Annotated in this window: 18 protein-coding genes and 1 pseudogene; 17 read left to right on the forward strand and 2 right to left on the reverse strand. The window is 70.9% G+C overall.

Annotation, left to right across the window (positions count from 1 at the left end; translation table 11 throughout):
- Nucleotides 1–779: 779 nt before the first annotated feature.
- Nucleotides 780–1,751 carry a LysR family transcriptional regulator gene (locus tag KGS77_RS22445; protein WP_242584733.1) on the reverse strand — a complete coding sequence of 324 codons (972 nt, stop codon included), beginning with the start codon at nt 1,749–1,751 and terminating at the stop codon, nt 780–782.
- A 100-nt stretch (nt 1,752–1,851) separates the two neighbouring features.
- Here KGS77_RS22445 and KGS77_RS22450 point away from each other — a divergent pair, with 100 nt between their 5' ends.
- From KGS77_RS22450 to lxmK, 17 genes and pseudogenes are all read left to right on the forward strand, one after another.
- Nucleotides 1,852–3,045, forward strand: coding sequence for an MFS transporter (locus tag KGS77_RS22450; RefSeq protein ID WP_242587623.1), 1,194 nt, complete (start codon nt 1,852–1,854; stop codon nt 3,043–3,045).
- Nucleotides 3,032–3,319, forward strand: a complete 288-nt coding sequence (locus KGS77_RS22455) for a DUF3039 domain-containing protein (protein WP_242584735.1) — start codon at nt 3,032–3,034, stop codon at nt 3,317–3,319. Before KGS77_RS22450 ends, KGS77_RS22455 begins: the two co-directional genes overlap by 14 nt.
- A 415-nt stretch (nt 3,320–3,734) precedes the next feature.
- Nucleotides 3,735–5,090, forward strand: coding sequence for an extracellular solute-binding protein (locus KGS77_RS22460; protein ID WP_242584737.1), 1,356 nt, complete (start codon nt 3,735–3,737; stop codon nt 5,088–5,090).
- 119 nt (nt 5,091–5,209) lie between these two features.
- Nucleotides 5,210–6,106, forward strand: a complete 897-nt coding sequence (locus tag KGS77_RS22465; RefSeq protein ID WP_242587624.1) for a sugar ABC transporter permease — start codon at nt 5,210–5,212, stop codon at nt 6,104–6,106.
- Nucleotides 6,100–6,969, forward strand: a complete 870-nt coding sequence (locus KGS77_RS22470) for a carbohydrate ABC transporter permease (protein ID WP_242584739.1) — start codon at nt 6,100–6,102, stop codon at nt 6,967–6,969. The genes KGS77_RS22465 and KGS77_RS22470 overlap by 7 nt, the downstream gene beginning before the upstream one ends.
- Before the next feature lie 72 nt (nt 6,970–7,041).
- Nucleotides 7,042–8,796, forward strand: a complete 1,755-nt coding sequence (locus KGS77_RS22475) for a beta-N-acetylhexosaminidase (RefSeq protein WP_242584741.1) — start codon at nt 7,042–7,044, stop codon at nt 8,794–8,796.
- A gap of 593 nt (nt 8,797–9,389) precedes the next feature.
- Complete coding sequence (locus tag KGS77_RS22480) at nt 9,390–10,304, forward strand: FAD binding domain-containing protein (protein ID WP_242584743.1); 915 nt, start codon at nt 9,390–9,392, stop codon at nt 10,302–10,304.
- A gap of 599 nt (nt 10,305–10,903) precedes the next feature.
- Nucleotides 10,904–13,014: pseudogene (locus KGS77_RS22485) on the forward strand ((2Fe-2S)-binding protein).
- Nucleotides 13,011–15,332 (forward strand): xanthine dehydrogenase family protein molybdopterin-binding subunit, encoded by a 2,322-nt coding sequence (locus KGS77_RS22490; protein ID WP_242584745.1) that lies wholly within the window; start codon nt 13,011–13,013, stop codon nt 15,330–15,332. The pseudogene KGS77_RS22485 and the gene KGS77_RS22490 overlap by 4 nt, the downstream one beginning before the upstream one ends.
- A gap of 583 nt (nt 15,333–15,915) precedes the next feature.
- On the forward strand, nt 15,916–16,539 hold the full coding sequence (locus tag KGS77_RS22495; RefSeq protein ID WP_242584747.1) for a hypothetical protein: 624 nt from the start codon (nt 15,916–15,918) through the stop codon (nt 16,537–16,539).
- A gap of 143 nt (nt 16,540–16,682) precedes the next feature.
- Nucleotides 16,683–17,681 (forward strand): LLM class flavin-dependent oxidoreductase, encoded by a 999-nt coding sequence (locus KGS77_RS22500; RefSeq protein ID WP_242584749.1) that lies wholly within the window; start codon nt 16,683–16,685, stop codon nt 17,679–17,681.
- Nucleotides 17,674–18,273: a flavoprotein gene (locus KGS77_RS22505; RefSeq protein WP_242584751.1), complete on the forward strand. Its 600-nt coding sequence runs from the start codon at nt 17,674–17,676 to the stop codon at nt 18,271–18,273. The genes KGS77_RS22500 and KGS77_RS22505 overlap by 8 nt, the downstream gene beginning before the upstream one ends.
- 158 nt (nt 18,274–18,431) lie before the next feature.
- Nucleotides 18,432–19,220, forward strand: coding sequence for a hypothetical protein (locus tag KGS77_RS22510; protein ID WP_242584753.1), 789 nt, complete (start codon nt 18,432–18,434; stop codon nt 19,218–19,220).
- A gap of 225 nt (nt 19,221–19,445) precedes the next feature.
- The gene (locus KGS77_RS22515) at nt 19,446–19,589 is read left to right on the forward strand and encodes an LxmA leader domain family RiPP (RefSeq protein WP_242584755.1); all 144 of its coding nucleotides are present in this window, start codon (nt 19,446–19,448) and stop codon (nt 19,587–19,589) included.
- Between the two features lie 176 nt (nt 19,590–19,765).
- Nucleotides 19,766–21,073 (forward strand): pitrilysin family protein, encoded by a 1,308-nt coding sequence (locus KGS77_RS22520; protein WP_242584757.1) that lies wholly within the window; start codon nt 19,766–19,768, stop codon nt 21,071–21,073.
- On the forward strand, nt 21,070–22,434 hold the full coding sequence (locus KGS77_RS22525) for an insulinase family protein (protein WP_242584759.1): 1,365 nt from the start codon (nt 21,070–21,072) through the stop codon (nt 22,432–22,434). The genes KGS77_RS22520 and KGS77_RS22525 overlap by 4 nt, the downstream gene beginning before the upstream one ends.
- Nucleotides 22,431–23,576, forward strand: a complete 1,146-nt coding sequence (gene lxmK, locus KGS77_RS22530) for a class V lanthionine synthetase subunit LxmK (protein ID WP_242584761.1) — start codon at nt 22,431–22,433, stop codon at nt 23,574–23,576. Before KGS77_RS22525 ends, lxmK begins: the two co-directional genes overlap by 4 nt.
- 25 nt (nt 23,577–23,601) lie before the next feature.
- Here lxmK and KGS77_RS22535 read toward each other — a convergent pair whose 3' ends face one another.
- Nucleotides 23,602–23,763, reverse strand: a complete 162-nt coding sequence (locus tag KGS77_RS22535) for a hypothetical protein (protein WP_242584763.1) — start codon at nt 23,761–23,763, stop codon at nt 23,602–23,604.
- Between the last annotated feature and the right edge of the window lie 115 nt (nt 23,764–23,878).

Here is a 23,878-nt window from a genome sequence, read left to right on the forward strand (position 1 = left end):
GGTGTCGATGCCTGTGCCTCCGGTGCGTCGCGGCAGGTCAGCGGCATGCCGACGGGCAGGGCAGGGGCATTGTCAGACCCCCTCGCTAGGGTCTGGTGGCAGTGGAGCCGTGCCACGGCCGACCGGTGTCACCGTCGGCGCTGTCGGCGCTGCCCCAGGTTTGTCGGTCGGATGTACGGGTCGGAGGGTCCGGGGCGGTGCGGGGCGGTCCGGACGGGGTGAACGGGGGAACCGTGATGTGCGAGCCGAGTGGGCCCGGGGAGCCGGACCATGCGGAACGGGTGGGGGAGCGTGCCGTGCCGCCCGCTCCGACGGCAGCCGCGCCGGGCGGCGGTGACATCTGCGCACGGGGGAGCCGGGGCCTGGCTGGGAGGACCCCGGGTACGGCCTTGAGGGCGGCGGCCTGGGGGACGGCGGCCTGGAGATGTTCGGGGCGTGGGGCCGGGGCTGGTGCGCCGGGCCGCTTCACCGCCCGCGTACGAGCGCGTGCCGTCGGTGGGACGGCCGCCGGCGGGCCGGCCGCCGGTGGGCCGGTGAACACCCTGCGTCCGCCGGGGGACCGGGAGCGTGTCTGCCGGGAAGCCGCCCTGTCCCCGGCCCCGGCCGCCGGACCCGGCCCGGCTCCGGGCGCCCGGATACCGGCCTGACGCCCGGGTTCTTGCACACCGGCCTGACGTCCGGGCTCCGCATACCGGGCTGCTGTCCGGGTGGGGCGGTGCACGCCGGGACCGGCTTCCTGAGACCGGGCGCCGACGCGTCGGCGCCCGGCCCGCCCCTCGTCATCTCTGCTCCGGTCCCGCTGTGCGCTTGTTCTCCGGTGCGGGGGCGGCCGGGCCGGTGAGCCGGAAGAAGCGCTCGGCCAGGGGATGGGCGTCGCGGTCGGGGAGCGCCAGACGGACGGGTACGGGCGGCGCGTTCTTCAGCCGCACGAAACGCAGGCCCGGGTGGGTGTGGCGTTGGGCCACCGCCTCCGACGCCACGCCGATCCCGTGTCCGGCAGCCACGGCCTCCAGCCACTCGTCGAAGTTGTCGGCGGTGCAGGCGAGCCGGGGCCGCCGTCCCCGGGGCCACAGCTCGGGGCGGGTGGTGCCGGTCACGGTGTTGACGACGAGAGGGAGGTCCGCGAGTTCCGCCCAGTCCAGCACGCGCCGCCGGGCCACCGTGCCGGTCCGCTCGCGGGCCGGGCCGGTGCCGGGCTCCGTACGGGAGACGACGGCGACCCGTGACTCGTAGGACAGCAGCCGGGTACGGACCGGCGCCCCCTCAGGCGGGTCGCCGCGCAGCACCGCCACATCCGACTCGCCCGTGTCCAGCCCGGCCAGCGGGGTGTCCCGGCGCACCAGCCGGACGCCCGCGCCGGTCGCCGCCTCGAAGGCCGAGGTGAGTGCGGGGCAGCAGGCGGGCAGCGGCGCGGTGAAGCCCAGGCGCAGGATGGCCTGTTCGCCGGGCGAGCGCAGGGCGTCGGCCAGCCGGGAGAGGAGCGGTGCGATGTCGTCGTGGAGCTGGCGGCCGGCGTCGGTCAGTTCGACGCGGCGGGTGGTGCGGTCCAGCAGGCGTACGGCGAGGGCGTCTTCGAGGGCCCGTACGGTACGGGTCAGCGCGGGCTGGCCGATGCCCAGCCGGTCGGCGGCGTGGGTGAAGCTGCGCTCCTCGGCGACGGCCACGAATGCGCGCAGATGCCGCAGCTCCACACCATCGTGCCCACCCGTGGTACGGACACCGGAAGCGGTACCAGCGTGTGCGGGATTCATGCCGCACGAGCATAAGCGGGTCCGTGCGGGCATTTCCCCTCGTTCCGGAGACTGCCTACGTTTCCGTCGTCGCTTCGGACGATCACGGGAGTTGAGCACGGTGCGGAAGGTATGGCTACTGGCCCTGGGGGCGTTCACCCTCGGCCTGGACGCGTACGTGATGGCGGGACTGCTGCCCGTCGTCGCGGACGACATCGGTACGACGGTCTCCCTGGCGGGGCAGATGGTCACTGTCTTCACCCTGGCGTACGCGATCTCGGCACCGCTGGTCGCCGGCCTGCTCAGCGGGGTGCGGCCACGGGTGCTCGTCATGGCCGCGCTGGCCGTTTTCACGCTGGGCAACGCCATGACCGCACTGGCCCCCGCACTCGGCGCGCTGCTCGCCGCCCGGGCCGTCGCCGGGGTGGGCGCCGGCGTCTACTCGGCGCTCTCGACCGCCGCCGCCTCCGCCCTGGTCCCGGCCGAGCGGCGGGGCCGGGCGCTGGCCGTGGTGATGGGCGGCATGAGTACGGGCACGGTTCTCGGCGTCCCCGTGGGCGTCCTGCTGGCCGGGCACGCCGGCTGGCGTTCCACGATGTGGCTGGTCACCGCGCTCGGCGCGGTGGCGCTGGTAGGTCTGTCCGTCCTGCTGCCGCCGGTGCCCGCCGATCCGCCGGTGTCCGTACGGGCCCGGCTGGCAGCCGTCACCGACCGCCGGGTGGCCCCGATCGTGGGCGTCTCCTTTCTCGCGGCGGTCGCCAGTCTCGGTCTGTACACCTACCTGGCGCCGGTCCTCGCCTCGGCGGGCGGCGTGAGCGAGGTCACTCCGTACCTGTGGGCGTGGGGCGTCGGCGGGGTGCTGGGCAGCGTCCTGGCCGGCCCGCTGGTGGACCGTACGGGAAAGGCGGCGACGCTGGTCGGCGCGGTGATGGCGGTCATCGTCGCTTCTCAGGCCCTGCTGCCGCCGCTCGCCTCGGTCGCACCGCCCGCCGCGGCGGCGGCCCTGCTGGTCTGGGGCGCGGCGGGCTGGGCCCTCCAGGTCCCCCAGCAGCACCGGCTGCTCGCACTGCGTGCCGACCGCGGCACGGTGGCCCTGGCGCTGAACAACTCGGCCCTCTACCTGGGCAGTGCGGCAGGCTCGGCACTGGGCGGAGTGGCGCTCGCGCAGGGGCTCGCGCCGTACGTGCTGCCGTGGGCGGCAGCCGGTGCGGCGGCCCTGGGACTGCTCCTCCACCTGTACGTCCGGCTGTCCGCGGGGCGACGCTCCCGGCATGCCGCCTGCCTCGGTACCCTTGGCAGTTATGAGCACTCTTGAGCCCGAGCGCGGGGCAGGTACGGGAACCCTCGTAGAGCCGACACCGCAGGTGTCGAACGGCGACGGCGACCACGAGCGCTTCGCCCACTACGTCCAGAAGGACAAGATCATGGCGAGCGCCCTGGACGGGACTCCCGTCGTCGCGCTCTGCGGCAAGGTCTGGGTCCCGGGCCGCGACCCGAAGAAGTACCCGGTCTGCCCGATGTGCAAGGAGATCTACGAGTCCATGGGCACCGGTGGTGGCAAGGACGGCAAGGACGGCGGCAAGAAGTGACGTGATCCGGTGACCGGGTCCCGGCGGCCCGGCTCATTGGCACGCACGGTCACTGGTGCTCACGGCTACCCGTACGACCTGTACCGGCACGAACCGCGCCGCGCCGTCTTCATGAGACGCCCGGCCCGCTCCCGTACGACACGGTGAGCGGGCCGGGCGTCTTGCTGCGTTCCGGCGCCCTTGCGTTCCGGCATCCCGGCATGCCTGCGTCCCTGCGTCCCGATATGCCTGCGTCCAGGCGCGGCCCCGCCACCGCGCCGGCTCCCGTTGCACGTCGTGCTTCTCGTGATCACGGGATGGTGGAGTCCGCCCGGCGGCCCTTGTGGCCGCGGTGCGGGCGCGCTTAGCCTCCTGCCAATTGTGCAGCGCGAAACGCCCGTTGCGTATGCTGCAACGTTGATTCGGAGGCACCCGAATGCAGCTCTCTGCCCGAACGGCCGCCCGAACACCCGCTTCCACCCCCCGTAAGACCGCCCGCGCGGCGGCGCTGGTGCTGGCCGGCCTGGTCGCCACCGCCGCCTGTGCCCCCGCCACCTCCGACAACGCCGCCAAGGAGGACGCGAAGAGCGGGACCCTGCGCGTCTGGCTGTTCCAGGAGGTGAACAACGCGCCGAAGGAGAAGGTCGTCCAGCAGGCCCTCGCGGCCTTCAAGGCGCGGCACGAAGGCGTCGGGGTCAGCGTCGACTACATACCGGTCGACACCCGCGCCCAGCGCATCAAGGCGGCCTTCAACGACCCGAAGAGCGCGCCCGACGTGATCGAGTACGGCAACACCGACACCGCCGGATACGTCAAGGACGGCGGACTGGCCGACGTGAGCGCCGAGTTCGCGTCCTGGTCCGACGCCAGGGAGACCGATCCGGCGGCGAAGGAGTCGGTGACCGTGGACGGGAAGGTCTACGGGGCGCCGCTGTTCGTCGGCGTACGGGCGCTGTACTACCGCACCGACGTCTTCAGGGAGCTGGGCTTGAAGCCCCCCGCCACCCAGGACGAACTGGCCGCCACCGCGCGGAAGATCCGCAAGGAGCGGCCCGAGCTGTACGGGATCGCGGTCGGCGGCGCGTACACCTACGGGGCACTGCCCTTCCTGTGGGCACACGGCGGCGAACTGGCCAGGGGCGGGAGCGCGGCGAAGGCCGGCGGCTCCGGCACGTACACCTCCGCCGTCAACGAGCCGGAGGCCGAGCAGGGCATCAAGGCGTACACCAGCCTGTTCGGGGACGACAACTGCCCGGCGCGCAAATGCGCGGACATGGGCGGCAACGACACCGTCACCGCGTTCGCGTCCGGGAAGGCCGGTATGGCCATCGGCGGTGACTTCAGTCATCAGGCCATGGAGGACGGGAAGGTCAAGGGAAAGTACGCGGTCGTGCCGCTGCCCGGCGTCAAGGCGGGCACAATCGCCCCGGCGTTCGCGGGCGGGAACAATATCGGCGTACTCAAGAGCAGTTCGCACCGCACGCTGGCGGTGGACCTGATGAAGTCGCTGGCGGGCAAGGAGACCCAGCGCAAGCTGTTCGACGCGATGGGATTCCTGCCGACGTACGGCGACGTGCGGCGCGAGGCCGCCGGGAAACAGCCCTTCGTACGGCCCTTCGTCAAGACCCTGGAAGCGGGCGCGAAGCCCGTGCCGGCCTCGCCCGCCTGGTCGGCCATCGACTCCTCACTCGTGCTGCCCACGATGTTCCAGGAGATTGTCAGCGGCCGTAAGAGCGTGGACGCGGCTGCCGACGACGCCGCGAAGAAGATGAACGAGGCATTCGCGAAGTGACCGCCGAGCGCGCCTTACGCGACCGCCCGGTACGCGACCGCCCCGCACACGACCGCCCGGGACGCGACGGCCCCGCGCGTACCCGCCTCGTACGTACCCGTCCCGTACGTACCCGTCCCATACGTCCCGGTCCCGCGCGAAGCCGTGGCGGCTGGACGCCCTGGCTCTACCTCGCCCCCGCACTGGTGGTGCTCGGCGGACTGCTGGTCTACCCCGTCTACCAGCTCGGTCTGATCTCCTTCCTCCGCTACACCCAGGCCCAGGTGAGCGGCGGCGAACCCACCAGTTTCCAGGGCCTGGGCAACTACGCCGAGCTGTTCGGCGACGGTGAGTTCTGGCGGGTGCTGCTGGCCACCGTGGTGTTCGCCGCCGCCTGCGTCCTTGGCACACTGCTGGTCGGCTGCGCGTGCGCCGTCCTGCTCACACGGGTACGGGCCGTGCCGCGCCTGGCCCTGATGCTGGCCGCGCTCGGCGCCTGGGCCACCCCCGCCATCACCGGCTCCACCGTCTGGGTCTTCCTCTTCGACCCGGATTTCGGGCCGGTCAACCGGGTGCTGGGTCTGGGCGACTTCTCCTGGACCTACGGGCGCTACAGCGCCTTCGCGCTGGTCCTGCTGGAAGTCGTGTGGTGCTCGTTCCCGTTCGTGATGGTGACCGTCTACGCGGGCATCCGGGCCATCCCGGGCGAGGTGCTGGAGGCCGCGGCCCTGGACGGCGCCTCGCAGTGGCGGACCTGGCGGTCGGTCATGGCGCCGATGCTGCGCCCGATCCTGGCCGTCGTCACCATCCAGTCGGTGATCTGGGACTTCAAGGTCTTCACGCAGATCTACGTCATGACCAACGGCGGCGGCATCGCCGGGCAGAACCTCGTACTGAACGTGTACGCGTACCAGAAGGCGTTCGCCTCCTCCCAGTACAGCCTGGGCTCGGCGATCGGCATCGTGATGCTGCTGATCCTGCTGGCCGTCACGCTCGTCCACCTGCGCCTGCTGCGCCGCCGGGGGGAGGAATGGTGAGTACGGTCCGTACGCCGCGCATCCGGCGGCCGGGACGGTCGGCCGCCGAGGCGGGCGCGCTGCTGCTCGCCGCCGCCGTCGCCTTCCCCCTCTACTGGATGGTGCTCTCCGCCTTCAAACCGGCGGGCGAGATCCAGTCCACCGACCCCCGCCCCTGGACCCTGCACCCCTCCCTGGACGCCTTCCGCCGGGTCTTCCAGCAGCACGACTTCGGGCGCTACTTCCTCAACAGCCTCTTCGTGGCGGGGGCCGTAGTCATCGCCTCCGCGCTGATCGCCTTCCTGGCGGCCACGGCCGTCACCCGCTTCCGTTTCCGGTTCCGTACGACGCTGCTCGTGATGTTCCTGGTCGCGCAGATGGTGCCCGTGGAAGCGCTGACGATCCCGCTGTTCTTCCTGATGCGGGACGTCGGCGACGCCGTACCCGGCATCGGCCTGAACACCCTCGGCTCGCTGATCCTGCCGCACCTCGCCTTCTCCCTGCCCTTCGCGATCTGGATGCTGCGCGGCTTCGTCAAGGCCGTACCCGAGGCGCTGGAGGAGGCGGCCTGTCTGGACGGTGCCTCCCGCACCCGCTTCCTGTGGCAGATCCTCTTCCCGCTGGTCTTCCCCGGGCTCGTGGCGACCAGCGTCTTCTCCTTCATCTCCACCTGGAACGACTTCCTGTTCGCCAAGTCCTTCATCATCAGCGCGACGGAGAACTCCACCCTCCCGATGGCCCTGCTCGTGTTCTTCAAACCGGACGAGAACGACTGGGGCGGGATCATGGCGGCGTCGACGGTGATGACCGTACCCGTGCTGGTCTTCTTCGTCCTCGCACAGCGCCGGCTCGTCTCGGGACTGGGCGGAGCGGTGAAGGACTGACACCACCATGACCGATGGACGGCACCGATGGGCGCCGATGGCGCCGATGGTTTCGACGACAAGGACACACGCATGACCGACAGGACGGAAACCAAGGCGGACCAGGGCGGCGGCGCGGAAGCGGAAGCGGTCACCGACCTCGTCCCCGCACCGCGCCAGGCCCGCCGCACCCGGCCCGCGACCGGTGAGCCCTGCGTCCTGGACGAGCGGACCGTACTGGACGCGGGCCCCGGCACCGAACGCGTCGCGCGCTGGCTGCGCTCGGCCGTCGGCGCGGCCACCGGCCTCCCGCTGGCACCCGCGCCCGCGCCCGGCGCCACCAACTGGACCGGGGACCACGCCTCGCCCCAGGACCGAGGGAACCGCGTCCTGCTCCGGCTGTCCCCGGACACGGAAAGACAGCTCGGCCCCGAGGGCTACTCCCTCGAAATCGGCGGTCCGGAAGCGGGGCCGTGTGTCGTCATCGACGGCGGTGACGAGGCAGGGCTGTTCTGGGGCGCCCAGACCCTGCGTCAACTGCTCGGCCCGGACGCCTTCCGCAGGGCACCGGTCGACCCGGACCGGCGGCAGTGGCCGCTGCCCGCCGTGTCCGTACGGGACGCGCCCCGCTTCTCCTGGCGCGGCATGCTGCTCGACGTGGCCCGGCACTTCATGCCCAAGGACGGCGTGCTGCGCTGGATCGACCTGCTCGCCGCGCACAAGCTGAACGTGCTCCACCTCCATCTCACCGACGACCAGGGGTGGCGCGTGGAGATCAAGCGCTACCCCAGGCTCACGGAGACCGGGGCCTGGCGCAGGCGGACCAAGGTCGGGCACCGCGCCTCACCCCTGTGGGACGAACGCCCGCACGGCGGCTACTACACCCAGGACGACCTCCGCGAGATCGTCGCCTACGCCGCCGAGCGGCATATCACCGTCGTCCCGGAGATCGACGTCCCCGGGCACTCGCAGGCCGCCATCGCCGCATACCCGGAGCTCGGCAACACCGATGTCATCGACACCAACTCCCTCGAAGTCTGGGACACCTGGGGCGTCAATCAGAACGTACTCGCCCCCACTGACAACACCCTCCGCTTCTACGAACACGTCCTGGAAGAGGTGCTGGCCCTCTTCCCCTCCCGCTTCGTCCACATCGGCGGCGACGAGTGCCCCAAGGACCAGTGGCGGGCCTCGCCCACCGCCCAGGCGCGCATCAAGGAACTGGGCCTGGCGGACGAGGACGGGCTCCAGAGCTGGTTCATCCGGCACTTCGACCGCTGGCTCGCCGCGCGCGGCCGACGGCTCATCGGCTGGGATGAGATCCTCGAAGGGGGCCTGGCCGAGGGCGCCGCGGTCTCCTCCTGGCGCGGCTACGCGGGCGGCCTCGCCGCCGCCCGGGCCGGCCACGACGTCGTCATGTGCCCCGAACAGCAGGTGTACTTCGACCACCGCCAGGACGGCGGCCCCGACGAACCCGTACCGATCGGCTACGTACGGACCCTGGAGGACGTCCACCGCTTCGAGCCGGTCCCGCCGGAACTGACGGACGAGCAGGCCGCACACATCCTGGGCACCCAGGCCAACCTCTGGACCGAGGTCCTGGACAGCCCCTCGCGGGTGGACTACCAGGCGTTCCCGCGGCTGGCGGCCTTCGCCGAGGTCGCCTGGTCGGCGCTGCCGGAGCCGGCCGCCCGCGACCACGCGGACTTCCTGCGGCGAATGACCGTCCACTATGCGCGCCTTGACGCCCTCGGGGTCGACTACCGCCCGCCCGGCGGCCCGCGGCCGTGGCAGCGGCGGCCCGGCGTGCTCGGACGCCCGATCGAGGGGTCGCCCCCAAACGTGTGAGCCGGAGCGGAAGGGACGCGTCCGGTGGGCAGATCCCTGGGACCGTGGTGCCCCCACACTGCCGCCGCCGGGCAATCACGGCATGCCGGATGTATCAGTTCATTCCGGCAGATGCGACACGTGGTGCAAGCGCGATGGCGGAGGCAGGAGTTACCGGCGGGATGTGGCGTGTGGTCTGTTACGTGAGGTATGCGCGATACGCGGACTGTGCCACGGGCTGCGCCAGGGACTGCGCCAAGGGCCGTGCCACGGACTGTGCAAGCTCCGTGCCCTACGCGGGGTACATGTGTGACATGCGAGATGTGCTGTAGATGCGATACACGCACTATGTGCCGTAGGGGTGATAGTGGGGGTGACAGCGGGGGTGACGGCCACCCCGGGTACGCCCATGCGTCCGCGGTCCTTCATGAGGACCGGCGGGCGGGCCCGCGGGCGGGCCGCCGGACGAAGGGGTGCAGCGGGGACGGATCGCCCGTTCGCGCACCCTCGCGCCGCGGCCCTGGGATGATGTGCCAGAGTTGCCACGTCCGGGCCGTGAGCACGTACCGTACGGCGGAGCGGAACAGCCGGGACACCGGGGAAGGGGCAGCTCGTTGACCACGCACGCACCGCAGGCGTCGCAGACGGTGACGTTGCCGGCCTCGCTGGACGAGGCGGTGGCGGCACTCGGCGCCATGCCCGCCGCCGTGCCCGTCGCGGGCGGCACCGACCTGATGGCCGCCGTCAATGCAGGGCTGCTCAGACCCGCGGCCCTGGTGGGCCTGGGCCGGATCAGCGAGATCCGCGGCTGGCAGTACCAGGACGGCCATGCCCTGCTCGGCGCGGGGCTGACCCTCGCCCGTATGGGACGCCCCGACTTCGCCGCGCTCATCCCGGCCCTGGCCGCCGCCGCCCGCGCGGCCGGCCCCCCACAGGTCCGCAACGCCGGCACGCTCGGCGGCAACATCGTCACCTCCGCGCCCACCGGTGACACCCTGCCCGTGCTCGCCGCCCTCGAAGCGACCCTGATCATCGCCGGGCCGCACGGCGCCCGCCGCGAGATCCCGGTCAGCCACCTGCTCGCCGGGCGCGAGATGCTGCGCCCCGGTGAGCTGCTCGGCTTCGTACGGGTGCCGCTGCTGCACGCCCCGCAGACCTTCCTGAAGGCCACCGGCCGTACGGGCCCCGGGCGGGCGACCGCCTCGGTGGCCCTGGTCCTGGACCCGGCGCGGCGCGGGGTGCGCTGCGCGGTCGGCGCGGTGGCCACGGTGCCGCTGAGGCCGCTGGAGGCCGAGCAGTGGGTGGCCTCGATCATCGACTGGGACGGCGAACGGGCCCTGGTCCCCGAGGCGCTGACGGCCTTCGGCGAGTACGTCGCCGCCGCCTGCATCCCGGACCCGATGCCCCGGCCCGGGTCCCCGGAGGGCACGGACGGCGGCGCACCGCAGGCCCTGCCGCCCGCCGCCCTGCATCTTCGTCGTACGGTGGCAGCCCTGGCCCGCCGAGCACTTGGGAGGGCGCTCTCGTGAGCGACGCACCGGACCAGCAGCCGCAGCAGCCCCAGCAGCCGCATCCGCACCCGCAGCAGCGGTGGGAGCCGCTGCCGCCGGGCGGGGAGTACGAATCGGAGGCCACGGCCTTCGTGCAGCTCCCGGAAGGCTTCACCACGGGCTACCCCGGCGCGTACGGCGCCGGGGCGTACCCGGGTGCTCAGGGCGCGACGGACACCGGGGGCGGAACGGGCACTTCGGGCGATTGGGGTGCGTACGGCGAGGACCCGCTCGCCGCACCCGGCCACGGCTACACCCCGCCGTCCTCCTTCGCCCCGCCCACTCCAGCCGCGAGCGCCGACCCCGGGGGGACCGGCCAGTGGACGATGCCGTTCGCGGACGCGGTCCCCGGCGCGGTTCACGGTGTGGTTCATGGCGCGCTCCCCGGCGCAGTTCATGGCGCGGTCCCTGGTGCGCCGATGGGTGGCGCGACGGCCGCCACGGCGGACGAGGGTGCTTCGCCGCAGGCCCCGGGCGCTGCGCAGCCGGGGTCGGAGCCGGGGTCCGGTTCCGCCGTGTCCTCACCGCCCTCCCCGTCGGCGCCGCAGGTGCCGCCCGGCGGTCACGGCGGCACCGGGATGCAGGTGGACTGGCCGGTCGCGGGCGGTACGGCGGCCGGCAGCGGGACGACCGGTCACTGGACGATCCCCACGGTCGCGGACGAGAGCCTGGAGGAGTCCGGCGAGTACCTGGTCGACCGGAACGGTACGGACGCGGGCACCGGGTACGCGGGTGCGTACGGCGCCGGTGCCGCGTACGGGGCGTACGGCGCCTCGGACGTGCACGGTGCTCCGGACGTACAGGGTGCTTCGGATCCGCACGGTGTGCCGGACGTGCACGGCGTGCCGGACGCACACGGTGTGCCGGGCGTGCACGACACCAACGGCGGCGCCGCGACCGGTCACTGGGACTTCGGCGCGGTCACGGCGGACGGCGCCACGGCCCGTACGGGGAACGGGGGGGAGCACGCGGCGCCCGAGTACCAGGGGCACGAGTACCCGGCTCAGGAGTACCCGGGCGCGGGCCGTACGAACGCGGCATACGCGGACGAAAGCGCCGGCTATCAAACGCACGCCGGCCATGAGGGCCTCAGCGTTCGCGAGAGCCACGGCGGGCACGCGGGCACGGCGTACGGGGACAGCCTCGGGGACGGCGTTCCCCTGGCCTCCGCCGGGCAGTCCGCCGACGAGCTGTCCGCCGCGTCCGCCTCTGCCGCCGAACCGTCCGCGGGCGACCCGTCCGGCGCCGGCCCGTTGGCGGCCGGACCCGCCCCGGCCTCGACCGGCCACTGGTCGCTGCCGGCCGACGCACTGGCCCAGTGGCCGCCCGCCGCCCCGTCCGCACCCGAGCCGGGGCCGGAGCTGGAGCGGGAATCAGAGGGCGCGCATGCCCTCGGGGCCACCGGTACCCCCGGTGCTGCCGGGGACGCCGCCGCGCCCGCCGTCGGGACGGGCCAGTGGTCGATCCCCGTCGCCGACGCGGAACAGCCGGACACCTCCGGCACGTTCGCCGTCGCCGTCGAGCCGGAGACCGCCGCCAAGGCCCCGGACGCCGGCGAACCTTCCGACGAATCGGCCACCGCCCAGGCCCCGGCTGCGGAGGAGGCCCCCGAGCCCTCCGCCGCATCGGAAGCCCCAAAGGCCGCAGAAGCCACGGAAGTCACGGAAGCTACAGAAGCCACAGAAGCGGCACCGAAGGCAGCGGAACCGTCCGAGCCGGCGGAACCGTCGGAACTGCCCGAGCCGGCGAAGCGTACGGAAGCAGCGGAACCGGCAGCAGCCGACCAAACGGCAAAAGCCGGCCAAGCGCCCGAAACCGTCGACCGGGCCCCCGGCGCCGAGTCCGCCCCCGAGCCCACCCCCGCCGCGGACCCGGCTCCGGACGCCCCCCGGCGCCCCCCGCCGACCAGGCACCCGCCACCCACGACCCCGACCCCGGGGCCCACCACCCCGACCCCCAGGCCCACGAACCGGACCCCCACACCGAACACCCCCACACCTCCTACGTCCTGCGCGTCAACGGCGCCGACCGCCCCGTCACCGACGCCTGGATCGGCGAGTCCCTCCTGTACGTGCTGCGCGAGCGGCTCGGCCTCGCCGGGGCCAAGGACGGCTGCTCGCAGGGTGAGTGCGGGGCCTGTTCCGTACAGGTCGACGGCCGGCTGGTGGCGTCCTGCCTGGTGCCCGCCGCGACCGCCGCGGGCAGCGAGGTCCGTACGGTCGAGGGCCTGGCCCAGGACGGCGCGCCGTCCGACGTCCAGTGCGCGCTGGCCGCGTCCGGGGCCGTGCAGTGCGGTTTCTGCGTACCCGGCATGGCGATGACCGTCCACGACCTGCTGGAGGGCAATCACGCCCCCACCGAGCTGGAGACCCGGCAGGCGCTGTGCGGCAACCTCTGCCGCTGCTCCGGCTACCGCGGTGTGCTCGACGCGGTCAAGGAGGTCGTCCAGACCCGTCAGGAGGCCGCCGAGGCCGCGGTTGAAGCGGCGCAGGCGGCCGAGGCGGCGGAGGCAACCGAGGCGGAAGCCGCCGGTGCCTTCGGCGCGGGCGAGCCACCGGACACCGCCCGCATCCCGCACCAGGCGGGCCCCGCCGACCTCCAGGGCAACCACCACCCTCACGGCCACCACCCGCACGCCCCCCACCACCAGGGCCCGGGCGCCGACCCGCAGACGGGAGGCTCCGCATGACCGGCACGACCGACGGCGCCGGTGCCGTCACCGCGACGCCCGCCGCGGGCACACAGGTCCCCGTCGAACCGCCGCCGCACGGTCTGGGCGTCTCCCTGCCGCCCGCCGACGCGCCGGCCAAGACGCAGGGCATCTTCCCCTACGCCGCGGACCTGTGGGCCGAGGGCCTGCTGTGGGCCGCGATCCTGCGCTCACCGCACCCCCGCGCCCGCATCCTGTCCATCGACACCAAGCCCGCGGCCGAGATGCCCGGGGTACGGGTCGTGGTCACCCATCAGGACGTGCCGGGGGACGCCGGGCACGGCCGGGGCACCCCCGACCGCCCGGTCTTCGCCAAGGACGAGGTGCGCCACCACGGCGAGCCGATCGCCGCGGTCGCCGCCGACCACCCCGACACGGCCCGGCTGGCCGCCGCCGCCATCGCCGTCGAGTACGAACTGCTGGACCCCGTCACCGACCCGCAGCTCGCCTTCGAGGCCGAGCCGCTGCACCCGGACGGCAACCTGATCCGGCACATCCCCCTGCACTTCGGCGAGCCCACCGCCACCGGCGACGTCATGGTCGAGGGCCTGTACCGCATCGGCCGCCAGGACCCGGCCCCCATCGGGGCCGAGGCCGGACTCGCCGTGCCGCGGCCCGACGGCGGCGTGGAGATCTACACCGCCTCCACGGACCCGCACACCGACCGTGACCTGGCCGCCGCCTGCTTCGGGCTGGAGCCGGAGCGCGTCAAGGTCGTCGTCACCGGCGTCCCCGGCGCGATGGCCGACCGCGAGGACCCGGGCATCCAGCTCCCCCTGGGACTGCTGGCGCTGCGTACCGGCTGCCCCGTCAAGATCGTCGCCACCCGCGAGGAGTCCTTCCTCGGCCACGCCCACCGCCACCCCACCCTGCTGCGCTACCGCCACCACGCGGACAGCGAGGGCAAACTCGTCAAGGTCGAGGCGCAGATCCTGATGGACGCCGGCGCCTACGCGGACACCTCCGCCGACGCGCTGGCCGCCGCCGTCTCCTTCGCCTGCGGCCCGTACGTCGTCCCGCACGCCTTCATCGAGGGCTGGGCGGTCCGTACGAACAACCCGCCGTCCGGACACGTACGCGGCGAGGGGGCCCTGCAGGTCTGCGCCGCCTACGAGGGCCAGATGGACAAGCTGGCGGCCGAGCTGGGCCTGGACCCGGCCGAGATCCGGCAGCGCAACGTCATGGCCACCGGTGACCTGCTGCCCACCGGCCAGACCGTCACCTGCCCGGCGCCGGTCGCCGAACTCCTGCGCGCCGTCAAGGAAGCGCCGCTGCCCGAACTCCCCAAGGACACCCCGGAGGAGGACTGGCTGCTGCCCGGCGGACCCGAGGGCGCCGGCGAGCCGTCCGCCGTCCGCCGTGGCGTCGGCTACGCGCTCGGCATGGTCCACATGCTCGGCGCGGAGGGTACGGACGAGGTCTCCACGGCCACCGTCAAGGTCAGCGGCTCGGTCGCCACCGTCATCTGCGCCGCCGTCGAGACCGGCTCCGGTTTCTCCACGCTGGCCCGCCAGATCGTCCAGGAGACCCTGGGCATCGACGAGGTCCATGTCGCGGGCGTCGACACCGACCAGCCGCCCGCGGGTCCGGCCTGCCACGGCCGCCACACCTGGGTCTCCGGCGGCGCCGTGGAGCGGGCCGCCAAGATGGTCCGTACGCAGCTCCTCCAGCCGCTGGCCCACAAGTTCGGCATGTCCACCGAACTCCTCCAGATCAACGACGGCAAGATCACTTCGTACGACGGGGTCCTGAGCACCACCGTCGCCGAGGCCCTGGACGGCAAGGAACTGTGGGCCACCGCCCAGTGCCGCCCGCACCCCACCGAACCCCTGGACGAGGCCGGCCAGGGCGACGCCTTCGTGGGCCTGGCCTTCTGCGCCATCCGCTGCGTCGCCGACGTCGACATCGAACTGGGCACCATCCGTGTGGTGGACATGACGGTGGCGCAGGACGTCGGCCGCGTCCTGAACCCCCGCCAGCTCCGCGCCCGTATCGAAGCCGGCGTCACCCAGGGCCTGGGCGCGGCCCTGATGGAGAACCTGCGCACCACCCGCGGCCAGGTCCGCCACCCCGACCTCACCGGCTACCCCCTGCCCACCGCCTTGGACGCCCCCGACATCCGCATCGTCAAACTCGTCGAGGAACGCGACGTGGTGGCTCCCTTCGGCGCCAAACCCGCCGGCGCCGTCCCGGTCGTCACGGCCCCCGCGGCCGTCGCCTCCGCCGTCCGCGCCGCCACCGGCCGCCCCATCGGCCGCCTCCCCATCCGCCCCCAGGCGGCCGTGGCGCAGCACTGACGGCCGTTTCCGGGCCCCGCGTGTACCAGGGCCGTCCCCGTACGCGCGGGGCCAAGCGATCCGCGAAACGGACACCGCACCGCCCGGCCGGCCGTCAGGCGGAACGAGGGAATCCTGGTCGCTGGTCCGGTTCGCGGATGCAGTCGTGGAGCGCGCCCGGTTCGGTGAAGCAGTGGTGTCCCGGGCATGAACGGCGGTGCTCACCGCCCGCGCCGGATTGCGCCAGTTCTCTATATGTAAGCTGTGAATTGATGTAGCTGTCACGCATCTTCCGTGGCAGTCTTTTCGGCATGTGAAAATCGCGGCACCAGGCATGCGCTCATCAATTTCTCGGCGTGCAGTCATCGCTCACTTATGCAACCCGAAGAGCCGGCCGCGCCAATCTGAACGTACCGGCCAGTTTATTTATCTTTATTGCGCATTGATCACTCGTCGGGTAGCGTCCGGTGTCAAGTTCTTGCCTACGGGAGCCAGATGGCGTTCGCCTGGGGCAGAGAATCGGAAGGGTATATTCCATTTTATGGTCCGGGCATTCATTCTCCGCTGAGAGGGCCGGCCTTGCGGTGTGGACAGGGGTGGAGTGGTGACGGACCTGCTGGGGTGTGCCGATCCGAAACCCGCCGGGCGGCGACAGTTATCCATACTTGCCGGGGCGTTGATTGCCTGGGCGACAAGGCGTCCGCTCGGCGAAAACGGGGAAGGGGTCACCCTGGTCCGTCATTCGTCGAACTTCCGACAGATGGTGGCGGTGCTGACGTTTTCGGAAATTCCGCTCGCTTTTCTCGTCTCCAGTATCCTGCCGCCTCACCTGCGCTGGGGGCATGCGGTACTGGAAGCGCTGGTGATTCTCACGGGGTTCGGCGTACTGGCGGCCCTGGCGCGGCACCCTCATGTCGTCTCGCGCTCGAAGGTCCTGCTGCGTACGGGGTTCCTGGGGAGCGTAACGCTGCCCCGTCAGTCTGTCCGGTCGGCGTCGAGAGGGATACGGACGATCGAGGGCCGGGGGCTGCGCCGCGTTCCCGGAGCGCCCGCGGAGCTGGTCTGCGCCGTCGGAAGCTCGGTCAATGTCCGGATCAATCTGGATCCGCCGGTATCAGTCGACCTGGGTGACGGGGAGCCCTTCGAGGTGACCGCCATTCATATCTCTGCGGACGTACCGGAGCAGTTGTTCAAAGCTCTGCGTGCCGAACGCGCACCCGAGGAGTAATGCGTGAACATGAAGGCTCCGGACCGCGAATTACCGGGCCCGGCTGGTCATGCCACCGCGCACAGCGCCGGGGCGGATTTATTGAGGGTATGCGGACAACCGGCGCCAGGTCGCACGGAAACCAACGTATTCCCGGAGGTTCCATGACCGCCACCTCGTTATCGACCCCAAAAGTATCCGTCTTCTTTCCGGGATCGGTACTCCGGGCGGAAATGGTGGAAGGCTTCGCTGAACTGGTTCGGGAGGCCGGCCTGGCCCGGTTGTGGATGGGGCAGAACCTGACCATCGATACGCATCACCTTTTCGCGTACCTCGCCGGCAGGGGGATAAAAGTTCCCGTCGGGACATCGGTCGGCCTGATGCCGCTGCGGCATCCCTTCGAAGCCGCCGTTCAAGCACGTTCGGCAGCCATGCTCACCGGACAGCCAATGGTGGCGGGATACGGCCCCGGAGCCGTGGAATTTGCTTCTTCCCTGCGCGGGACGGCGTACGCGAGTCCACTGACCGCTGCCCGTGAATACCTGTCCATGGTACGGGCGCTGGTGAACGGGGAACTGGTCGAGCGCTCCGGTGACTACTACTGCCTGAACGGCATGATTCCTCCGCTGCCGTCTGGCCGGCCGGAGGTCGAAGTCGGTGCCGGCGTGCTCCGCGCCAACATGGCGAAGGTCGCGGGAGAGGTCGCCGATGTGGCCATCACCTGGCTCACGCCCGCGCCGTACATCAAGAACGTGCTGGCACCGGCGTTGTACGAAGGCGCACAGAGCCGGGGCAGAGCGGCCCCGCGCATCGTGACGTTGCTGCACTTCGCGGTGGACCGCCCCCGACGCGACCCCCGGGAACTGGTGCTGGCGGCGAACGGCGGACACCTGGGCGCGGCGCCCTACGCAGCCATGCTGCGTAGGGCCGGGGTGGACGTCGATCCCGGGGAACCCGCGCGGAGCGCCGCCGCACTGGTGGATTCCGGTGTTTTCCTCACGGGTTCTGCGAGCGAGATCGCCGAGCAGGTAGCCGATTACGCGCGCTCGAACGTGGACGAGGTGGCGCTCTCTCCCGGAGGCGTGTTGATCCGGTACGGGGTGGAGGCAGCACTGGCTGATCTTCGGGAGGTCGTCGCGGAACTGAGAGGCAAAGATGTCTGAGACTTCCGAACCGGCCGGCGCGGGGTTCACCTTCACCCCGCGACGGCTCCTCCTGGTGGGTACGGGAGCGATCGGCGTCACCTTCCTGCCCTACTGGGTCAAGTGGATGAGCATCGTGCTGCCGGATGTGGAGTGCCGTGTCGTGGTGACACGCAGTGCTGAGCGTTTTGTGACGCGTGAGGCGCTGTCGGCCATCAACTCCAGTGAAGCGCTGCTTGACATGTGGCCGGACGAACCACGGACCAAAGCGCTGCACGTCGAATGGTCGCTGTGGGCCGAGGCCGTGGCGGTGTACCCGGCCACGGTGCACTTCATCAGCAGGCTCGCCACCGGCATGGGCGACACTCCGGCCATGCTCGCGTTGCAGTGCACCCAGGCGCCCATCGGCGTGGCCCCGTCCCTCCCGCCAGGGGCCATCGACAACCCGGTGCTGGCCCGGCACATGAAAGAACTGCGGGAGCGGCCCAACGTCTGCGTCATACCTCCTCAGCCCGGCCCGAGCAGCACCACCGGCCGTGACGATGCCTATATCCCGCCCGAGTTGCCGAAGCTGCTGAGACTGATGGAAGCGTTGCCGGCACGGTCGGCCTGAGCGAGCGGTGCGAGGAGGGGATCCGGTTGCACTCCGATGGAGAACTGATCGCTGAGTACGGTACCGAGCTCACCCGGACCGCCGTGTATCGGTGTCCTGGGCCGGCAGCGTACCGATGGGTGCGGACCGCCGGCCCCGGACAGCCGCACCAGGAACGTATGCCCTCGGCCACCACGCTGCGCCACCTGCGCGCCCTGCCGGCCGTGGGGCTGCGCCTTTCGCTGCCACAACAGGAGGGCCACCGGCTCATCTACCCGGTGGGCGGTCCCGACTCGTTGGCGACCCTGTTGATGACCAGCCCGCCGGAGGACGCGTACGCGCAAGGCCGCGTGTTGCTGAGGGACCTTGCCCGCACCCTAGGCGCACTGCACACCGTGCCGGCCGAGGGGCTCACGCGGCGGAAATACCCCGGTCTGCTCAGGTTGGAGCCTTGGTTCTCCCGCGACTTCCGCAAAGAGGGGACCGTGCGGTTGTACACCGTGGTCAGAAGGCGGCTGGGAGACACTCGGTTGCGGCATCTGCGGGAGCGGTGCCGGTGGTTTCTGACGGACACTCCAGCTCCGGTCCTCCTGCACGGGCGACCGGGAACCGGAGTGGTCGTGCCCGACCTGACCAATGGTTCGGGCAGCCTGCTGGCCGGTGAGGACATGGCCGCGGGCCGGCCCTGCCTCGATATCGGGTGGGTACTCGGCGAACTGGCTGAGTTGCGTGGCATGGTCCGCAGGAGAATCGGGGCGGAGGCGGCGGCGCAATGGTCGTTGATCACGCGTGCTTTCGCCGACGCGTGTGATCGGCCGGCGTTGGAAGATGCCCGTGAAGTCGCCGTACTGGGAATGCTCGCGCACATGAGGGATGCTTGTGATTACGTCGGATGGGGCGATGAGTGGGCGACCCTCACCGTGGACATCCTCGCGGAGGAGGCAGAGCGTGCCGCCCAGGGGAGCTGAAAAATAGCTCGCCCTTTTCTGGTTACACATACTCGCATTCCATATCGTCAACGGCCGGATGAAATCGCACCCGGCCCTTTCTGGCATGCCCGCACGGATGTCTTGCCAAAGTTTCAATGCGCCGGGAAAAGTCTTCCCTTGAATGCTTGTCCGGTGCTATAAAAGACTTCGTAAGCAGCGCCCGCGGAAAACCGGGGCGTGGATGTTCAACAGAAAGGAAGTCCCATGGACGCCGAGCAGCTTTTCGAGGGTTACACCACCTACGCCGACGCCGAGGAGCTGGCCGCCGCGACGCAGGACGTTGATGGCGCGCCCGGCTCGCTCGTCACCGTCGCCAGCGTCGTGGTCTCCATCTGGCAGGGTTGCTGACGCTGCTCAGTGCCGGTTTCTGAATGGGAATGCCGGAGTCGACTGATCCCGTCAAGTATCGAGTCGTCCCCAGCATCCCCGCTCAAATGATAGCGCGGGGGCGTGGACCGTTCCACGCCCCCGTTGGCCTGGGGCCCGTCTTCGCGAGGGGGCTCGTGGAAGGAGTCCGGGTGCCCGTGGTGCGCCGTATCGTTCTGGACAATGGCCTGAAAGTCCTGCTCGCCCCCCGGCGAGGGACATCGCTGGTCGCGGTCTGTATGCACTATGACATCGGTTTCCGGTCCGAGCCGCCGGCATTCAGCGGTTTCGCGCATCTTTTTGAACACCTGATGTTCCAGGGCAGCGGGAAATACCCGAAGCTGGCGCACTGGAATTACGTACAGGGCCTCGGCGGTTCCATCAACGGCACCACGCATCCGGACTACACCGACTACTTCCAGTTGTTGCCGAAAAACGGCCTGGCCGAGGTCCTCGCCATGGAGGCCGACCGGCTGGATTCTCTGGTCGTCAGTGACGAAAGCCTCGGTAACCAGCGGGCAGTGGTGAAGGAAGAGATCCGGACGAACATTATGAACCGGGCGTACGGTGGGTTCCCGTGGATTCCGTTGCCCGCGCTTCTGTACCGTACGTACCCCAATGCGCACAACGGGTACGGTGAATGGTCCGATCTGGATGCTGTGACTGTTGCGGACGCGGTGGAATTCCACCGCACGTATTACGTCCCGTCCAATGCCGTGCTCACGGTATCCGGGGATTTCGATGTCCCCGGCGTGCTGAAGCTGATCCACAAGCTGTTCGGTGTATTGCCTTCCCGGCCCCGCCCGCCCGCGCCGACGCTGCAAGAGCCGGTGCCCGAACGCACCGTGCGGGGCACGCACACGGACGTGCACGCTCCGCTGCCGGCCCTGGCACTCGGGTACCGGCTGCCGGACCCTGGCTCCGACCTGACCGCCTACCTGGCCCATATGGCACTGTGCGAGATCCTCGCCTGTGACTTCTCCGGCGCGCTGCACACGAGGCTGGTACGTGACAAGGCGCTTGCCGTCCGGGTGTCGGCGGGCTGTGGTCTGTTCAACTCTCTGGACGCCCGCGCGCCGGACACACTGGCGATCGTCGTGACCTGCCGGCCGGGCGTCGAACCAGAGGACACGGTCGCCGAGATCGACGAGGAGCTGGCCCGGCTCGCGGCGAGGGACACCATCGGCGCACTCGTTCCTGGCGCGCGAAACCGTCTGGCGGCCCGGCTTTACCGGCGCAACGCCGATTTGCTGGCACACACCCGCACCATGGGGGCATACGAACTGCTCCATGGCAGAGCGGAACTCGTCGACGAACTGCCCGAACGGGTCGCGGCGTTGGATACCACATCCGTCCAACGGGCGGTCACCCGTCTGCTGTCCCCTTCACGAGCGGTGCTTCGGCTTGTCCCGCGAAGCGCGCCTCCCGGCCGTACCGCCGGGACAGAGGTGGCCGTCGCGTCATGAACTCCTTGACGACAGCACGGCACCTGCTGGACACCACGCTGCCCAATGGCCTGCGGCTGATCGTGGTGCCGGACCACAGCGTGCCACTGGTCGAGATCCGGCTCAGTATCCCTTTCGCGGGTGTGGGCGAGGCGCACGCCGCGCATGCGCATATCCTCGGCGCCGTGCTCCTGCGCCCCGCCGCAGAGGTGTGTTCCACGCGGCGCGAAGCATGGGCGACAGCGGATATCAACGCCGCCAGAGGCATCGACCGCCTTGGCATCTTCGGCTACACGCCGACAGTGTTCCTGGAGCCGGTGCTGCACGAAATCGCAGCCTGCCTGGCCCGGCCACGTTACGGTGATGACGCCATCGCCGAGGCTCGGCAGAAGCACACCGCGCATGTCGGCATAGGGCGCGCGGAGGCCCGGTGGATGGCACTGGCCGCACTGTTACGGCGGTGGTATCCCGCGTATGCCCAGCCCTGTGACCTGCCGCCCCCCGCAGCCCTGGCTCGTGTCGAGCCGGAAAAGATACGACATCTGCATCACAGTCGGCTCAACCCGGCCGGCGCGACCCTGGTCCTGGTCGGGGATGTCGAGGCAGCGCAGCTCGCCGACCTGGTGCGCCTGGCCTTCATGGACTGGTCCGGCGGGCCGCCGCCCCACGATGTCTTCCCGCCGCCGTCGATTCCGTCGGCCGCCGGTGAACTCACCCTTCTCCACCGCCCGAAGTCGGCCCAGGCGGAAGTCCTCATGTTCGGCACGATGCCTGAGCGAACCGATGACCGCAGTCCCGCCTTCGACATCGCCAACGTGGTGTTCGGTGACGGCGTGGGGTCCCGGCTGACCAGGAAAGTCCGGGAGGACAGGGGCTACGCGTATCTCGCCGGCTCCGCCATGGAAATCATCGCGGGCCGATCCACCCTCCTGATCCGGTTGGCGGTGAACGAGCGTGACGCGGCAGCCGCTGTGAACGAGACACGGGCGGAACTGGCGGCCATGGTGCACACCCCGCCCGACCCGGCGGAGATCGCTGCCGCGAAGCAGTTGCTGGCCGGCCGACTGGTCACTTCCACCGCCTCACCGGCCTCGTACGCGACCTCTCTGGTGAACGTCGTCGCGGAAGGCGCCCCGCCGGACTGGGACCGGGCCTATGCGCGGCGTCTCGCCGGCACCGGCCGGACGGAGGTGGCCGAGGCCGCGCTCGCCCATTTCTCGCCGGAGGTGCTCGACACCGTGGTGGTGGGAGACGCCGAAGCCCTCGCCGTACCCCTGGAGCAAGTCGCTGACCTGCGGGTGCTTCGGTACGAGCGATTGGAGGACGTTCCCGCCCTGCCGCGGTCCGCGGCCTTCAAGACTTCGCCACGGGAGGCACGATGACACTGGTGGACCATCGGTACCGGGCCCGGCCCGAAAGCCTGGAATCGGTACCAGCAGTAGCGCGACTACTGCGGCGGCTGGGCCTCGGCACCTTCGACCCCGCCCATCTCACCTCGTACAACGGACGCAACAACAACTGGTCGGGCCTCACGACCGAGGGTACCCAACTCTTCGTCAAACACCTGAGCGGCCCCTTGGACGACGCACGGCGGCGCCTCACGAACATCCTCGCCTTCCATGAGCTGCTGAGGTACACGGAGCAGAGCATCGTGCGGGGGCCACGCTGTTTGGGCTGGAGCATGGAGGACGTCCTGGTCGTCTTCGAATGGCTGCCGGACACGGTGACCGGGGCCGAACGGGCGGATTCGGGTGCCTTCGGAGAGGAGGACGCCCACCGGATCGGTGAGACCATCGGTGCCCTGCACGGCCTGGACCCCTCGGGCCGGGTGAGCCTTGACCCGACACCGCACGCGCTGCCCCCCGTATCCGGGCTGAACGCCTTGTCCTTGGAAAAGCACCGGACGGCAAGCGGGGCGGAACTCAGGATGTGGAGCATCCTGCAACAGGACGGGGAACTGGCAGAAGCCATCAGGCGGCTGCGGAAGCCGGAGAGCGATGGCGTCTCCCGGCCCGTGCACGGCGACTTCCGACTGGACCAGGTGCTGTTCGCGCGGGATGCCATGTATCTGCTCGACTTCGAAGAGTTGCGGCGCACCGATCCCGCCCGGGACATCGGCGCGTATGTGGGTGAATGGCTGTACCGCGCGGTGCGGAAACTCGCCGGGCCGGAAAGCCCGGAAAGCGACGCCGCATCGGGAGCACCCGGAAGCATGCGGGCGCAGGCTGCAGGGGAGCCCCGGGGTCACGGTGCGGTCGCCCGTGCCACGAGCGAACTGGCCAGGTGCCGGCCCTTTATCGAACGATTCCGTGCGGGCTACGCCGCGCGGGGAGATGCCGCGCACGACGAAGCCCTGTGGATCCGCAGCGCGGGGTTCGCCGGCTGGCACCTGCTCGACCGGGTCATGGCGCGGTCGGCACAGCGGTCGGTACTGACGGCCGGAGACCGCGCTGCGATGGGTATCGCTCGTACGCTCCTGCTCTCTCCCGGCGCTGTGACGAGAACGCTCGGGCTGGAGGACTGATCCGAAAATGAACGGATACCGCAGTTCAGGACGTGACTGTTGCCGATGTGGTGCTGGTGATGAGGTCGCAGCAGACCGTCGGTCCCAGGGCGTTGGCCTCGCGGGTCATGTGCTGCACCGCACGGGCCGGGTCGCGCCGGGTGACGTGTGCGGCGCCCAGGTCCAGGTGGTCGACGTGGCTGTGCAAGACATGCCAGATATCGCCGATCTGACATCCGGACTCACCCGGCAACAACCTCCTACCGGCTTGCCGGGCGACCCGCCCCCATTTCACTGCCCCCGTGGGGCTTGCGCAGCGAACT

The sequence above is a fragment of the Streptomyces sp. MST-110588 genome (assembly GCF_022695595.1).
Classification (GTDB): domain Bacteria; phylum Actinomycetota; class Actinomycetes; order Streptomycetales; family Streptomycetaceae; genus Streptomyces.